Here is a 14,422-nt window from a genome sequence, read left to right on the forward strand (position 1 = left end):
ACTGTCCGACGCTCCGTTCAGTTTGCGTTCAGACTGGCCTCGTGATGCTTGGCTCAAGCGTCAACCGACATAAAGGAAAGAACAATGCGCCTTAGAAATTGGCTCCTCACCGGCACCAGCATCGGTCTGATGGCCCTGTTGCCGCTGACCGTGCGCGCGCAGGACGGCGATCTCGTCGCTGCCTACCAGGCCTATGCAGCCGCTCAGGCATCCGGTGACGCCGCCGCGCTCGAGGCCGCACAGGCCAGCCTGACCGAACTGTGCATCGTGGCTGGCTATGCCAGCATCGACGAATGCATCGCCGCTATTTCCGCACCGGCTGCCGAGCCCGCACCCGCCGAAGAACCCGCACCCGAAGCCGCGCCGGCCGAGGAAGCGCCTGTTGCCGAGGAAGCGCCCGCCGAGCCCGCGCCTGTCGAGGCCGAACCGGCACCGGCTCCCGAGCCGGAAGTCGCCGTTGAACCCGAGCCGACGCCCGAACCGGAACCTGCCCCTGAGCCCGCTCCGGAGCCGACCCCGGTTGAAGAGCCTGCCCCTGCACCCGAGCAGCCTGCCGAACAGCCTGCTCCCGTGGCCGAAGAACCCGCCCCTGTCGCCGAAGAGCCCGCTCCGGCGGCCGAAGAAGCGCCTGTGGTCGAGGAGGCGCCGGTTGAAGAACCTGCCCCCGAGGCTCCGGCTGCCACGGTCGACATTTCTGCGGACCTGCAGGTCCAGATCGATCTCTACAACGCTGCCATCGCCGACCTGATGGCCGGTGGTGACGCCGCTGCGGCCCAGGCCCAGATGGCCGATGCCCAGGCCCAGATTGCCGCGCTTTGCGCTGGGGCCGGCTTTGCCGATATCGACTCCTGCCTTGCCCAGTATGGCTTGAGCTTGCCCGTGGTTCCCACGCTGCCTGCTGCGGCCGAACAGCCTGCTGCCGAGCAGCCGGCCGCTGAAGAGCCTATCACTGAAGAGCCGGCTCCGGCTGAGCCAGCCCCGGCCACCGATCCTGCGGCACCGGCCGACCCGGCTGCCATGCCCACCGAGCCCGTACCTGAAGGCACGGCCGGCGAAGCGGCACCTCTGACCGACTCGGGCAAGGAAGCCACGTCTGCCCAACCGGCCGCCACGGGCGAGGCCGCACCTGCCGCTGATGCAGAAGCCCCGGCCGAAATGGAAGCCGAGGTCGTCACGGTTGAAACGCTGCCCGAAAGCGATGCTGCGGCGCAGTCCGAGGCCATCGAGGCATTTGCGGCAGCACCGGCCGCCGCTGCCGAAGAAGGCACCGAGGTAACCGCCACTGAAAATACCACGGTTACCCAGACGGTCGTAAATAACTACATCAACAACATAACGAACAACACGACCAACAATACAACCAACACCACGGTCAACGGCGACGTCACGAACAACACTCAGACCAATATTGGCCAGCAGAACAACGTGACGGTCGTAGAGCAGTCGCCTGTAACGTCCGCCAGCACCGGCGACCTCATCACCCAGGTCATCCTGCAGGTCGGTACGCAGCTCGTGGTGAATTCGATCGGCCAGGACACCGATCGCTTCTACAATCCGCAGGAAGACGAGATCTTCTACGAGAACCTGAGCAATGGCCGCGTACGCGAGGTCATCACGCGCCCGGACGGTACCCGGATCGTGACCGTTCGCAATCGCAACGGTGACGTCCTTCGTCGTTCGCGCTTCACGCCCGACGGTCAGGAATACGTGCTCGCCAACTTCGACGAGCAGTATTACGACAATCTCATCGAATGGCGTGATCCGGGCCAGGATTTGCCGCCACTGCGTCTCGACATCCCGGTCCAGGACTATGTGCTGGATGCCCGGAATGCCGATCAGGACGAGCTGGAAATCTTCTTTGCCCAGCCGCCGGTCGAGCAGGTTGCCCGCCTCTACTCCATCGATGAGGTCAAGCGCTCTGCCCGTATTCGTGACAGCGTGCGTCGGCTGGAAGTCGGTGGCCTGACCTTCGATACCGGCGAAGCCACCATCGGCCGGGACCAGGTCGGCAATCTGTCGGCCGTCGCCAACGCCATGCTGGCCTTGCTGGAGCGTGACCCCCGCGAAACCTTCCTCATCGAAGGCCATACCGACGCCGTGGGTTCGGAAATCTCCAACCTCGGCCTGTCGGACCAGCGCGCCGCCACGGTGGCCCGCATCCTGACCGACTTCTATGGCGTCCCGCCGGAAAACCTGGCCACCCAGGGCTATGGCGAGCGCTACCTCAAGGTCCGCACCGAAGCGGCCGAACGTGAAAACCGTCGCGTCACTATCCGCCGCATCACGCCGCTGATCACCGTCGCGGCCCACTGATCGCTGCCAAACAGCACTTTGAAAGGCCGGGCCTAGCGCCCGGCCTTTTGCTTTTGCATCGGTGCCTTGCCAGATGGCCAGAAATTGCTATCTCAGCAGCACTGAGTGCTGGAGCATCCCATGAAGCGGCTGGAAATCTTCGTCGAGAGCGTCATCCTGGCGTCTCGCTGGCTGCTGGTGGCGTTCTATATCGGCCTGAGTCTGGCGCTTGCATTTTATGCCGTCAGCTTCGGTTTCAAGCTTTGGGATTTCGCCAGCCATATGATCGGCATGGACGAGACCGAGACTATCCTCAAGATCCTGGGCCTGATTGACGCAGCGCTGATCGCCAGCCTCGTCGTCATGGTCATCATCTCGGGCTACGAGAACTTCGTCTCGCGCTTTGACAATGAGGACGACGTGCATTGGCTCGGCCAGATCGATGCCGGTTCGCTCAAGATCAAGGTGGCATCGACCATCGTGGCCATCTCCTCGATCCACCTGCTGCAGATATTCCTCAACGTACCGCAATACACAGACAACCAGATCATGTGGTACACGATCCTGCACCTCACCTTCATCGTATCGGCGCTATTCCTGGCCCTGATCGACCGGATTTCGAAGAAGCCGGGCAAGGCAAAAAGGCCTGATATCTGAAATTTTTTGTCGCAGTGCCTGTTCAGCCCCTTCTGGAAGGCCGATTCCGGACTGACAATCCATTGAATCAAAAGCGCTATTTTCGCCGCAACAAACTGCGCATAGCGTGATCACGCTTTCGGGAACGAAAACAAAAAGCCTGCGTTTCTTTGCCATACGGTGAAACAAAGGAGCGAACTCATGGCTATCCCTGAACGCGATACCGTTTATACCAACGACGGCAACCGGACGGTCTATACCCGCGAAAGCAGCGGTACCGGCTGGTTCGTCGGCATCATCGTCGCCCTGGCCCTCCTGGCCATCGGCTACCTGGTGTTCTCCGCCAATTCGGGCCCGTCAACCACGGTTGACGTGAACGGCGCCCCCATGACGACCGAAGCCCCGGCCGATCCGGCTCTGGCTCCGGCTCCGATGACGGAAGCCCCCGCGGCTCCCGCGACTGACGCCGCCCCGATGACCGAGGCTCCGGCCGCTCCGGCGACTGATGCGGCCCCTGCGACTGACGCGGCTCCCGCTACGGAAGCCCCTGCTGTCGAGGCTCCGGCCACCGACGCTGCTCCGGCTGCCGAGCCTGCCGTCTAACAACGGCATCCAACCTACCTTCCGGATACCATCGGCCCTCCCTCCGACGGTATCAAAGGAGACCCCGGCTACCCCGCCGGGGTCTTGCTTTTCGGCGCGTCACTACGCCCTGCCCGGCTACCTTGCGCTGGCCCCTCTGCGTCCCCATGTGCGGAAACAACAATGAAGGGAGAACCCATGTTCAACATCGACCAGATCGTCAAAGCTCTCCAGACCGACCCCAATGCCCAGCGCACAGCCATGACCGGTGCGGCGGGCCTCGCTGCCGGCATGCTGCTAAGCGGGGGCGGCCTGGGCAAGCTTGCCGGCAATGCCGCCAAGCTCGGTGCCGTCGCTGCCGTGGGCGGCCTCGCCTATAATGCCTGGCAGAACTACCAGAAAAACCAGCAGGGCGCCCAGGCACCCGCGCAGGATGCGTTCATTCCGCCCGCCGGTGATGCCGAGGCACATGAGGAACTGGGTAAGACCCTCGTCCGCGCCATGATATCAGCCGCCAAGGCCGACGGCCGCATCGACGCCGACGAGAAGGAAGCCATCTTCAGCAAGCTCGAGACCATGAACCTTTCCTCCGAGGAAAAGGCCTGGGTGTTCGACGAACTGTCGAGTCCGCTCGATATCAATGCCGTGGCCGCCCGTGCCGATACACCCGAGCATGCCACCGAGATTTACGCCGCCTCGCTGGTGGCAATCACCGCCGACACCGCTTCCGAGCGCGCCTATCTCGACGCGCTGGCCTCCAAGCTCCGACTGGCCCCGGCCCTGGTTGCCGAGATCCACAAGGCGGCCGGTGAAAAGGCGCCCGAGCCCGCGGCAGCACCCGCCGCGCCCTTCGCCTACACCCCGTCCGCCAGCAACGTCTGATCGGGCAAGCCGCGCGCTTCGGCGCGCGGTTACATCCCTGTGCGTTCTTGATCGCATCTGCCGGTCGAGCCATCTGTGACCCAACCAGGAGTCACCCAGATGGAACTCGGACTTTATTCGTTCGCCGAAAACACCCCCGATCCGCTCAACGGCAACGCGCTGCAAGGCCCAGCCGAGCGGCTCAATGACCTGCTCGAGGAAATCGAGCTGGCCGACCAGCTCGGCCTGGCCTTCTATGGCCTGGGCGAACACCACCGGCCCGACTTCGTCGCCTCGGCGCCCGTGACCATACTCGCCGCTGCCGCCGCCCGCACGAAATCGATCCGCCTTTCCACGGCCGTTACCGTGCTGAGCTCGGAAGACCCGATCCGCGTTTGGCAGCAATTCTCGACCCTCGACCTGCTGAGCCATGGTCGCGCTGAAATCATGGCGGGCCGTGGCTCCTTCGTCGAAAGCTTTCCGCTCTTCGGGCTGGACCTCAACGACTATGACAGCCTCTTCGAGGAAAAGCTCGAACTGCTGCTCAAGATTCGTGAAGGCGGCAAGGTCGCCTGGCCGGGCAGCGCCCACACCGGGCCCATCCCCGGCATCGAGATTTACCCCAAGCCGGTGCAGGACCCGCTGCCCATCTGGATAGCCGTAGGCGGCACGCCCAATTCGGTGGCCCGCGCCGCCTATTACGGCCTGCCCCTGATGATCGCCATCATCGGCGGCCAGCCGCAGCAATTTGCGCCGCTAGTGCAGTTCTATCGCGACACGGCGGAAAAGGTGGGCCGCGATCCGCAAGCGCTGCCGGTCGGCATTTCTTCACACGGCTTCATCGCCGCCGACAGCCAGGATGCGCGCGACATCGCCTTTCCCGCTCACAGCGCCGCCATGAGCCGCATCGGCAAGGAACGCGGCTGGCCGCCCACCACGCGCGCGCAGTTCGACGCTGGCGCCACCCCGCAAGGCGCCTATTTCATGGGATCGCCGCAGGAGGTCATCGACAAGATCCTGATGCAGCACGAATGGTTCAGGCACGACCGCTTCGGCCTGCAACTGAGCGTCGGCACCCTGCCCCACGACAAGGTCATGAAGGCCATCGAGCTTTATGGAACGGTGGTGAAGCCGGCGGTGGACAAGGCGCTGAGCATTACTTTCCCGAACGCTTGATCGTCTTGATCGCCAGCGGCGGCAGGCCGGACTTTTCCGAAATGGCGCGATCCTGCTCCATGATGGCTTCGCGGGCCGGTTCGTCGCCATCGAGCCCCCCGAGCAGGCTCGCATCCACCTTGCGATTGGAACGCTGGCTGCCGTCCTCATAGATTATGTCGAACATCACGAATTCACTGCGTGCCGTGGGTTTCTTTGCCATTGGTACTCTCCTGTGCGGCAGCCCGGCTCGCAGGACGCATGGTCCGCGAGATCGGGCAAGTGCCAAAATCGGGTTGGTCGAGCTAGCGGAAGATGCCTTCGCCCTGCTCGTCGATGATCTGCCGCCCCTTGGCAAGCGCCAGGGCAACCAGGTCGTCGCGTGAACTCATGCGGTCGGCGCGAATGAAGCGGTAGGTCTTGAGCGCGCCGCCAACATCTTTCTCGATCGTCCCGGCCAGTTGCAGCTCGCTGCCGGCCTTCATCTCGATCGCCTTGATGAGGAAGCCCTTGTAGGCCTCCTCGCCCAGCGCCTTGTCGCCTACCGGCTCGGCACTCGACGAACCGCCACCACCGAACAAATTCTTCCAGAACGACATGGCCCGGTCTCCCTAGTTTTGTCCCGTTCCGCGCAGGCGGCGGACCGGCAGCGGCAATTGCAGTTCGCCGCGTTTTTCCATTTCCTCGCGCAGCCAATCCGGCGAGATGTCGAAGTGGTTCGGCCAGGTCGGCACGCCATTCTTCAATTCGACCGTGCCAAAGAACCGCCGATCCCGCAACGGCTCCGTACCCTCGCCCCGCTCCCCGATCATGCCAGCGGCATCGAACGTGCCGGACGATCCATCGGAAAACGTCACCACCAACCTGAACGGCACGATGGCGCGGATGGCGGTGAGCTTGAGGCGGGAAGCAATTCGTCCGGTTATTTGCCCACTCCCGCCTTGGACAGAACCTCCCGCCACCAATTTGCAAGCAAAAGCAGTATGGAGGCAAAAACGGCGATCCCAAAGAGCCAGGTATTATTGCTGTCCCAGGCTGCCTTCATGACAAAGCCCATCCCGCCTATCAGGGCCGGAATGGCAACGGCTGCTGCCGCGCTCAGCATCAACCGTTGATTTTCCTGGGTCGCGACAAAACTGGCTCCCAACAAATCGCGCCAGCCATGCTGCCAGCTGTAGGACCATCCCGTCATGGCCTTCAAAGCCTCTTCGGTCACTTGGCCATCACCCTGCGAAGCTATACGGGCGATCATCCGGTCGCCAACCTTGTCGTTGACTTGCAGGCCCAGAAATTCTGGGCTTGCCTTGGCAAATTCCTCCAAGCGATTTCCTTTGGCCACCGGCCCGAGCGACCGAAGCGCTGGCGTATCTCCGGCGTCAATGCCCGCTAACTGGCTGGCGTGTCTAATGCCATCAATGGAGCGTAACGACGAGCATTTCGACACGCCTACGAACATGATCTGGTCGGCACCAGAGAGAAAGTCGAGATTGCTCAAATTGGTTTCCGTGGCCTTGAACACGCGCAGCTTGGTGAGATTTCGCAGCGGAGCCATGTCCGGCAACTGCGAACAATACGAGAGATCGAGATATTCGAGATTGGTCAGCTTCGCTATTGCCTGGACTGCCTCGTCGTCCAAGCTTCCATTGCTGAGGTCGAGAAAACGAAGACTGCGCATGCCGGCAACGGTGCGGGCAATATTAGGTCGCGACCGCTTGGACATGGCTAGGTAGGATAAGCTGAGCACATTGATGCTCTCTTCAACTACTCCATCGCAGCCCGATATATCGAGAATATCGAGCGACCGCAGGCTGGCCAGCTCCGAAAGGCCCTCAGTGAGTTGCGGATTCTGGCTGATCTTCAACTCGACCAGCTTCGGAAATTTATCGATCCCTACGATAGAGTGGAGCATGCAGCGTCGCGCACTGATACGACGCAGCGTCGGCCGCAGCTTCTGCATGGCCCCGGTTGGCAGCGTGTCCAGCCCGAGGCCGGTTAGACGTAGCACTGCACCACCTGTCCTTACGGCCTCCGCAATACGTGACGCGACTTGCTCGGTAAGTTCGGCGTTCATCCGAAAACCCTCTGCGCCAGGTAGGCATACCCCTCTTTGGTCACGTTTCGCCGTCGCGGTAGCAGGTCGCGTAGCTCTTCTAGAGTGCGGGGCAGTGTATAACCCGGTACCCCGATCAAGCATTCGGACTTAATCGCGCGTAGACAGAAAACCTGCGAGGACCCGACAACGCTGGCTGGCAAAGGCTGTGAAGGGGTCCACAGCCTATCTCCCACCAGCTTGCGATAATTCAGGTCACCTTTGATGATGATGACCGAATTGGGCGCGAACAAATCCTGATGCGCGCTCATCTCCGGCAGGTGACCCACTAGCCTGATCGTGGTCGAAAAATCAAAAGGCATATCAAGAAAGGGCGAGCTACGCACGTTGAACCGTTGGTCGTGTAGCAGCATCGACAGGCTGCCAACGGCGTCATGTGCCTTGGTCATCACATCTCTGAGAGACAGCCAGTCAGAATAGGTCACATCCGAAACGAAAACAGGCAGGTTCTTGACCCAGACCGTGATCGTCTCAAAATGCCCGGCATCGTAGATGGCCTTGCAGAGTACTAGGTCATCCAGAAATTCGAGCGAGAAGTTGTCAGCCACGATGTTGATATGGCGCGGCGCCCCACCCAACAGGATTGAAACCAAATCGCGGGTGTGGTCAATCACCAGGGGACCCAACGAAACGTCTCCGGTGCCTTGACGGGATCGCGGCGAGACAGTCTGGCTGCTGTCCGTCCGGTTTTCGTATAGGCACATATCGACCGCGTGCGTGAGCATGGCACGCTTGTCTCGCTTCTCAGCGATCTGTTTCAGTCGTTTCTGGAGATGTCCCCAAGCCGCCGGCGCCTGCACCGGGCCAACTCGCTTTTCTTCGGAAAACGGATCGAGATCGGTCGGATAGCGCCAAGTCGAGCTGTCCACTTTCTCCAACTGAAAGAACAGCCCGGTACATTCGAGCACGCGAAGGTAGAAATAATACTCAAGTTCGAGAAAGGGCGCCGACCGCCAGTCGCCGACGCGCCGTGCCAACTCCTCCCAAATGCCCTTGGGAAAGAAAGGGTTTTGTTCCAGAGCGGAAACATGCCCGCGCGAGCTGAGCGAAAGTTGGAGATCCGACAGACGTGACCAACTCTTGGCGCCTGCGGCCCCGAGCATGACCCGCTCAATTAGCATCGGCAGGCGATCATCGAGTGTATATTCGGCGAATGGGGAGTTCGAAGGGGTCGCGAAAGGCGATACTGCGCCGGCCTGGAAATCCAGGACAGCCTTTGCAACGTCTGACAGACCAGCGCTACTCCCCCCGTTGACTGCCATCAATTATCCAGGAAGCTCCGCAGCTTGCGGCTCCGGCTCGGATGCTTGAGCTTGCGCAGGGCCTTGGCCTCGATCTGGCGGATGCGCTCGCGGGTGACCGAGAACTGCTGGCCGACTTCTTCGAGCGTATGATCGGTGTTCATGCCGATACCGAAGCGCATGCGCAGCACGCGCTCCTCGCGCGGCGTCAGCGACGCCAGCACGCGGGTCGTGGTCTCGCGCAGGTTGCTCTGGATCGCGGCGTCGATCGGCTGGATCGCGTTCACGTCCTGAATGAAATCGCCGAGGTTGGAATCTTCCTCGTCGCCGATCGGCGTTTCGAGGCTGATCGGCTCCTTGGCGATCTTGAGCACCTTGCGGACCTTGTCCAGCGGCATCTGCAGCTTTTCGCTGAGTTCCTCAGGGGTCGGTTCGCGGCCGATTTCATGCAGCATCTGGCGCGACGTGCGGACGATCTTGTTGATCGTCTCGATCATATGCACCGGAATACGGATGGTGCGGGCCTGGTCGGCGATCGAACGGGTAATCGCCTGGCGAATCCACCAGGTCGCATAGGTCGAGAACTTGTAGCCGCGGCGGTATTCGAACTTATCGACGGCCTTCATCAGGCCGATATTGCCTTCCTGGATCAGGTCCAGGAACTGCAACCCGCGGTTGGTGTACTTCTTGGCGATGGAGATCACGAGGCGCAGGTTGGCCTCGACCATTTCCTTCTTGGCGATCGCAGCTTCGCGCTCGCCCTTCTGCACCTTGTGCACGATACGGCGGTATTCGGCGATATTGAGGCCGGTTTCGGTCGCCAGCGTCGCCACGTCGCCGCGGATTTCGCGGATCGTGTCGGCTTCGCGGCGGGCAAATTCGCCCCAGCCCTTGCCGTCGAAATCGGCAAGACCCGCTTCCCAGGCCGGATTCACTTCCTGGCCATAGTAGCTTTCGAGGAACTTCTCGCGCTTGACGCCATAGCTTTCGGCCAGGCGCAGAAGGCGTCCTTCCAGCTTCACCAGGCGCTTGTTGATATCATAGAGTTGCTCGACCAGGCTTTCGATACGGCTGGCATTGAGCGACAGCGACTTGACGTCGGCAATGACTTCGCCGCGCAGCACATCGAGCTTCTTGGTGTCGGCATCTGACACCGAGGCCGAGCGGTCCTCCGCGTGCCGGTCCTGCATTTCGCGCATCTGGCCATAGGCGTTGGCGATGCGGTCGAAGGTTTCCACCACCTGCGGCTTGAGCTCGGCTTCCATGGCCGACAGCGACAGGGCGTTCTCGAACTCGTCGTCATCATCGTCAGGTGCCGGATCCTGCGGGGCCTGCGGCTCCTCGGGCACATAGTCGTCGTCTTCGTCGCCCGAGGCGCGCCGCGGGGCTGGGGCAGCCTTGGGCTTTTCGACGACCGTTTCCATCTTGGGAGCGGCGTTGAGGCTCACCAGGTCCGGCGCCGGAGCGGCCTGCTTGGCGTCCGGGCCGGCATATGTGGCTTCGAGGTCGATGATGTCGCGCAGCAGGATTTCACCCTGCGCGAGTTGCTCGCGCCAGATGATGATGGCCTGGAAGGTCAGCGGCGATTCGCAGAGGCCTTCGATCATGGTCTCGCGACCAGCCTCGATGCGCTTGGCGATGGCGATTTCGCCCTCGCGGCTCAGCAGTTCCACCGAGCCCATTTCGCGCAGATACATGCGCACCGGATCATCGGTACGGTCGGAGCCGGCTTTGGTATTGGACGTGGTCGAGACCGCGGTGCTGCTGGTCTGGGCCACTTCCTGGCCCTGGTCTTCCTCGTCCTTTTCGACTTCGGTCTCTTCGACCTCGTCTTCATCGACGACGTTGATTCCCATGTCCGAGAACATCGACATGAAATCTTCGATCTGCTCGGACGACACCTCGTCCGAAGGCATCACCGCGTTAAGTTCTTCATAGGTCACGTAGCCGCGCTTCTTGGCGACCTTGATGAGCTTCTTTACGGCGGCGTCGGAAATGTCGAGCAGCGGGGAGTCGTTCGTCGCCTCGGGGGCGCCGGCTTCCGGCTTCTCGGTATCCTTGGTGGTCTTGGGTGCTGCCTTGGTGGCCATCTGGTACTCCGTCGGAACCCGTGAGCGCCCGGGTCCGGGTAAGGCTTAAGTGGTGACACCTCAAGGCAAGGTAAAGGCTCGGTCACTGAGGCGTTAACGCCCTTGGTGCGACCGAAGTTCGCCTCGGATGACTTCACATATCGCCATATGCAAAATCGCGCGTACTCGCGGGCTTCCAGAGGCATCCTCTAAAAGCTGCGTGTCGCGCGTCCCGATAACGAACCAAATCCTTCGATCAATGCCTCTGTGCCATCGACAGTGGTAATCTGGTTCTTGATGTCCCGCAGCCTTTCAAAGGTTTCTTCGCTCGGGTCTTCGCCCAGCGCCGCTTCGGCTGCCTTGAGTTCTCTATTTAGCTGAACTTTCTTGTTATGCAAGGCCAGCGCGTGACTCAATCCGGTCTGAGCGTCGACCAGGGCGATCTCCGAGGCCGTCTGCCATACGCCCTGGCGGGCCAGCACATCGCTCATCTTGTCCAGTGCGGGCCCATGTCCGCGCACCCCCAGCGCCGCCTTGAGGTCATCGGCCGAGATGTCGTGGTGGCGCACTACGAGGCTCAGGATTTCGCTCATCACTTTTTGCGCGGTCGTCGTTTCGAAATCGAGCGCCGCCAGCGCCTCGAACTTGTCCTCGACCAGCGCCGGATGGTTGACGAGGCTCAATATGATCGCCGCCTCGCGCGGTGTCGCCTCGACCACCGAACCCGGCTTGAGCAGCCGCGAATTGCGCAGTGTGTCCGATACGACCAGCCGCGGCGTGCCGCCCTTCGGATAGCCGTAGGCGCCGCTCTGGCCATAGCGCTGCTGCCCGCTGCGCGGCTCGAAGCGGTTCTGCCGTATCGGCGCAAAGAAGGCCCGCAGCTTCTCGTCGAACGCCTGCGCATAGTGGAACCGCACCGAGCCGTCCTGGATGGAATTGGCTCGCTCGCGCAGCCGCGCCTGCAGGGCAGCGCGGGCCTCCGGCGTTTCTGGCACCAGCCCGCCCGTCTCCATGCTCCAGATCACGTCCGACAGCGAGCGCGCGCGGTCGAGCACATCGGCAAAGGCGCCCCGGCCCTGTGCCTTGATCAGGTCGTCGGGGTCCTGCCCCTCCGGCAGGGTGGCGATGCGCACGGTAAAGCCAGGCTTGAGATGGGGCATGACCAGGTCCGCCGCCCGCTCGGCCGCCTTGAGGCCTGCCTTGTCGCCGTCAAAGCACAGCACTGGGTCCGGGGTCATCTGCCACAGCATCTGCAGATGCTCCTCGGTCAGCGCCGTGCCCAGCGGCGCCACGGTGCCCTCAAAACCCGCCGTCACTGCCGCGATCACGTCGAGATAGCCTTCCACCACGACGACGGTGCTGCCTTCCCGAGCCGCCTGCCTTGCGGTCTGCCCATTATAGAGCGTCCGCCGCTTGCTGAAGAGCTCGGTCTCCGGCGAATTGAGATACTTGGCCGGCACATCGGCGGACATGGCCCGGCCGCCAAAGGCGATGACCCGCCCGCGAAAATCCATGATCGGAAACATCACGCGGTTGCGGAACCGGTCATAGGTCAGCGGATCGTCCTCGCGGGTCGCCACCAGCCCGGTATCGATCATATCCTGCGCCGAGACACCATTGCTCGCCAGATGCTCCTTGAGCCCATTGCGGCTATCCGGCGCAAAGCCGATGCGGAAACGGGTCTGGCTCTGAGCCGAAACGCCGCGCTCCAAGAGGTACCCGCGCGCCCGCGCTCCGATATTGTGGCTCAGCGCCGCCTCGAAATATTTCGTCGCCAGTTCCATGACGTCGATCAGGCTCTTGCGCTCGGCCTCGCGCTTCTCCTGGCGCTCGTCGCGCGCCGGCATCGGCACGCCCGCCATTCCGGCGAGCTTTTCCACCGCCTCGGGAAAACTCATCCCGGCCTTTTCGGTGAGGAACCGAAAGTGGTCGCCCGAAACGCCGCAGCCGAAGCAATGATAGATGCCGCGCCGGTCATCGGCATGAAAGCTCGGGCTTTTCTCGCCATGGAACGGGCAGCAGGCCCACATGTCGCCCTTGCCCGGCTGGCTCTTGCGCTTGTCCCAGATGACATGCTCGCCCACCACCTGCGTAATCGGCAGGCGCTGACGGATTTCGTCGAGGAACTGATCGGAAAAGCGCATGCCCCCTAAGTAAGCGCTGCCCGCCCCGGAGTCACCCTGCCGCCGCCGACTTATCCCCGTCCCCGAATATTGGTGGAGAACGAAGCGGGGTCAGAAGAACGGACGTGATGGGCGACTATGGCGCGGATGCGCTTTCCGGCGAGATGAAGCGGGCGATAGCGATCCTGCGGGCCGCGGCGATTGAAACCCGCCTGACCCTGGCCATGAACCGGCTTCGGTCTGCCCTCAAGGCGGGCTACGATCCCAATCAGCCGCGCGAGCCGGCGGGACGGCCGACGGGCGGGCAGTGGACACGCCTCGACGTCGCGCAAAGCGGGCAGCAAAGCCATCCAGGTTTCTACTATTTCGATCTAAGGGCAATCGAGTCGCGGCGGTCTCACGCCTGGACATGGGTGAGTTGATCGACAACGCTCTGCAATATCTGACAGACCCGATAGATCGCGCAACGCTGCACGATTTTCTTACCCTGGTGCTGGAAAGCGGCGCCAGCGACGACAAGCTGGCGGACCTTTGGAGCGGCCGCTCGCTCCTAGTCTACAACAAGGAAGCCTATCGCGGCCTGCTCACCCATACGCGCGACAGACTGGCCACCAGCCTCCTTCGATAGCGGCGGCAATAAACATGAACCGCTGCTAAGCCGCCTTGCTACGCTGATAGAGCCGCCAGGCCCAGCCGAACAGGCCGAAGGCAAAGATCACCAGCAGCACGCCACCGACGATGACGCCCAGCGAGGCGCTGAGCAGCGGGAAGAACAGGAAGACCAGCCCGAGCAGGATATAGGACACGCCCGACAGCACCACCGGCCAGATGCGGGCATAATGCTCGCGCTCCCGCGTGATCACCACGATCTGCATGATGCCGACAATCAAGGCCGCGATGCCCACCAGGCTCGCCATGAAGGTCACGGTGAGGATCGTCGCCAGCAGCGGGCTGATCAGGATCAGGATGCCCAGGATCAGCGACAGCGCGTTCGCCACCACGTCGAACCAGTAATTGCCACTCTTGCCGCCGCCGAAGGTCAGGCTCCACAGGCCCAGCGCCCCATCGATCACCAGCAGGATGCCACCGGCCAGCACCAGCACCGTCAGCGCCTGGGTCGGCCAGATGATGGCGTAGAGCCCCGCCAGCAGCATCAATGCGCCACGCAAGGCCGTCGCCAGAGCAAACCGCCTCTTCGTTTCAGCCGAAACCGTCATCCTCGCCTCCATTGCGGACTCGCCACCTTGTCCCTGCAACAGTTTAACGCAGCCAGCCACGGTGCCAAGCCGCATAGCGGCGCACCGCTTCTGCCATACCAGAAGCGGTCGAGTGACCCCGCCAAATGCTTGTCGA

The 14,422-nt window shown here is 62.2% G+C and carries 15 protein-coding genes; 7 read left to right on the forward strand and 8 right to left on the reverse strand.

Annotated features, from left to right (window positions below; genetic code table 11):
- The first annotated feature begins 84 nt into the window (after positions 1-84).
- From ASD04_RS06645 to ASD04_RS06665, 5 genes are all read left to right on the forward strand, one after another.
- On the forward strand, positions 85-2,313 hold the full coding sequence (locus tag ASD04_RS06645; RefSeq protein WP_056254350.1) for an OmpA family protein: 2,229 nt from the start codon (positions 85-87) through the stop codon (positions 2,311-2,313).
- Positions 2,314-2,433: 120 nt separating this feature from the next.
- The gene (locus ASD04_RS06650; RefSeq protein ID WP_056254353.1) at positions 2,434-2,949 is read left to right on the forward strand and encodes a TIGR00645 family protein; all 516 of its coding nucleotides are present in this window, start codon (positions 2,434-2,436) and stop codon (positions 2,947-2,949) included.
- Between the two features lie 180 nt (positions 2,950-3,129).
- On the forward strand, positions 3,130-3,531 hold the full coding sequence (locus tag ASD04_RS19700) for a hypothetical protein (RefSeq protein ID WP_056254358.1): 402 nt from the start codon (positions 3,130-3,132) through the stop codon (positions 3,529-3,531).
- Positions 3,532-3,693: 162 nt separating this feature from the next.
- Positions 3,694-4,392 (forward strand): tellurite resistance TerB family protein, encoded by a 699-nt coding sequence (locus ASD04_RS06660; protein WP_244488268.1) that lies wholly within the window; start codon positions 3,694-3,696, stop codon positions 4,390-4,392.
- A 99-nt stretch (positions 4,393-4,491) separates the two neighbouring features.
- Entirely contained in the window at positions 4,492-5,547 is a 1,056-nt protein-coding gene (locus ASD04_RS06665; protein WP_056254361.1) for an Atu2307/SP_0267 family LLM class monooxygenase, read from the forward strand.
- Here the strand turns inward: ASD04_RS06665 and ASD04_RS06670 are convergent.
- From ASD04_RS06670 to dnaG, 7 genes are all read right to left on the reverse strand, one after another.
- Positions 5,528-5,749, reverse strand: a complete 222-nt coding sequence (locus tag ASD04_RS06670) for a hypothetical protein (RefSeq protein WP_056254364.1) — start codon at positions 5,747-5,749, stop codon at positions 5,528-5,530. The genes ASD04_RS06665 and ASD04_RS06670 overlap by 20 nt on opposite strands.
- Before the next feature lie 82 nt (positions 5,750-5,831).
- Positions 5,832-6,125: an HlyU family transcriptional regulator gene (locus ASD04_RS06675; RefSeq protein ID WP_056254368.1), complete on the reverse strand. Its 294-nt coding sequence runs from the start codon at positions 6,123-6,125 to the stop codon at positions 5,832-5,834.
- A gap of 12 nt (positions 6,126-6,137) precedes the next feature.
- Positions 6,138-6,488 (reverse strand): DUF2442 domain-containing protein, encoded by a 351-nt coding sequence (locus ASD04_RS19595; RefSeq protein WP_280137670.1) that lies wholly within the window; start codon positions 6,486-6,488, stop codon positions 6,138-6,140.
- Positions 6,449-7,597, reverse strand: a complete 1,149-nt coding sequence (locus ASD04_RS06685) for a hypothetical protein (RefSeq protein WP_056254374.1) — start codon at positions 7,595-7,597, stop codon at positions 6,449-6,451. The genes ASD04_RS19595 and ASD04_RS06685 overlap by 40 nt, the downstream gene beginning before the upstream one ends.
- A complete protein-coding gene (locus ASD04_RS06690) occupies positions 7,594-8,898 on the reverse strand; it encodes an ARMT1-like domain-containing protein (RefSeq protein ID WP_056254376.1) in 1,305 nt (434 codons plus the stop codon). The genes ASD04_RS06685 and ASD04_RS06690 overlap by 4 nt, the downstream gene beginning before the upstream one ends.
- Positions 8,898-10,967: an RNA polymerase sigma factor RpoD gene (gene rpoD, locus ASD04_RS06695; protein ID WP_056254379.1), complete on the reverse strand. Its 2,070-nt coding sequence runs from the start codon at positions 10,965-10,967 to the stop codon at positions 8,898-8,900. Before rpoD ends, ASD04_RS06690 begins: the two co-directional genes overlap by 1 nt.
- A 188-nt stretch (positions 10,968-11,155) precedes the next feature.
- Positions 11,156-13,090, reverse strand: a complete 1,935-nt coding sequence (gene dnaG / locus ASD04_RS06700; protein WP_056254383.1) for a DNA primase — start codon at positions 13,088-13,090, stop codon at positions 11,156-11,158.
- 107 nt (positions 13,091-13,197) lie between these two features.
- On the opposite strand from dnaG, the gene ASD04_RS06705 reads away from it, so the two are divergent.
- The gene (locus ASD04_RS06705) at positions 13,198-13,491 is read left to right on the forward strand and encodes a hypothetical protein (RefSeq protein ID WP_056254386.1); all 294 of its coding nucleotides are present in this window, start codon (positions 13,198-13,200) and stop codon (positions 13,489-13,491) included.
- Positions 13,488-13,697 carry a hypothetical protein gene (locus tag ASD04_RS06710; protein ID WP_056254389.1) on the forward strand — a complete coding sequence of 70 codons (210 nt, stop codon included), beginning with the start codon at positions 13,488-13,490 and terminating at the stop codon, positions 13,695-13,697. Before ASD04_RS06705 ends, ASD04_RS06710 begins: the two co-directional genes overlap by 4 nt.
- A gap of 25 nt (positions 13,698-13,722) precedes the next feature.
- On the opposite strand, the gene ASD04_RS06715 is transcribed toward ASD04_RS06710, so the two are convergent.
- Entirely contained in the window at positions 13,723-14,286 is a 564-nt protein-coding gene (locus ASD04_RS06715) for a DUF308 domain-containing protein (protein ID WP_056254392.1), read from the reverse strand.
- Between the last annotated feature and the right edge of the window lie 136 nt (positions 14,287-14,422).

Source organism: Devosia sp. Root436, assembly GCF_001426345.1.
Lineage (GTDB): Bacteria > Pseudomonadota > Alphaproteobacteria > Rhizobiales > Devosiaceae > Devosia.

What these genes read in the sequence shown, in the direction of transcription:
- ASD04_RS06660 (WP_244488268.1), top strand. Translation starts at nt 3,694, where the DNA reads ATGAAGGGAGAACCCATGTTCAACATCGACCAGATCGTCAAAGCTCTC.
- ASD04_RS06690 (WP_056254376.1), bottom strand. Translation starts at nt 8,898, where the DNA reads ATGGCAGTCAACGGGGGGAGTAGCGCTGGTCTGTCAGACGTTGCAAAG.
- ASD04_RS06715 (WP_056254392.1), bottom strand. Translation starts at nt 14,286, where the DNA reads ATGACGGTTTCGGCTGAAACGAAGAGGCGGTTTGCTCTGGCGACGGCC.
- ASD04_RS06685 (WP_056254374.1), bottom strand. Translation starts at nt 7,597, where the DNA reads ATGAACGCCGAACTTACCGAGCAAGTCGCGTCACGTATTGCGGAGGCC.
- ASD04_RS06645 (WP_056254350.1), top strand. Translation starts at nt 85, where the DNA reads ATGCGCCTTAGAAATTGGCTCCTCACCGGCACCAGCATCGGTCTGATG.
- ASD04_RS06665 (WP_056254361.1), top strand. Translation starts at nt 4,492, where the DNA reads ATGGAACTCGGACTTTATTCGTTCGCCGAAAACACCCCCGATCCGCTC.
- ASD04_RS06705 (WP_056254386.1), top strand. Translation starts at nt 13,198, where the DNA reads ATGGGCGACTATGGCGCGGATGCGCTTTCCGGCGAGATGAAGCGGGCG.
- rpoD (WP_056254379.1), bottom strand. Translation starts at nt 10,967, where the DNA reads ATGGCCACCAAGGCAGCACCCAAGACCACCAAGGATACCGAGAAGCCG.
- dnaG (WP_056254383.1), bottom strand. Translation starts at nt 13,090, where the DNA reads ATGCGCTTTTCCGATCAGTTCCTCGACGAAATCCGTCAGCGCCTGCCG.
- ASD04_RS06670 (WP_056254364.1), bottom strand. Translation starts at nt 5,749, where the DNA reads ATGGCAAAGAAACCCACGGCACGCAGTGAATTCGTGATGTTCGACATA.
- ASD04_RS19700 (WP_056254358.1), top strand. Translation starts at nt 3,130, where the DNA reads ATGGCTATCCCTGAACGCGATACCGTTTATACCAACGACGGCAACCGG.
- ASD04_RS06650 (WP_056254353.1), top strand. Translation starts at nt 2,434, where the DNA reads ATGAAGCGGCTGGAAATCTTCGTCGAGAGCGTCATCCTGGCGTCTCGC.
- ASD04_RS06675 (WP_056254368.1), bottom strand. Translation starts at nt 6,125, where the DNA reads ATGTCGTTCTGGAAGAATTTGTTCGGTGGTGGCGGTTCGTCGAGTGCC.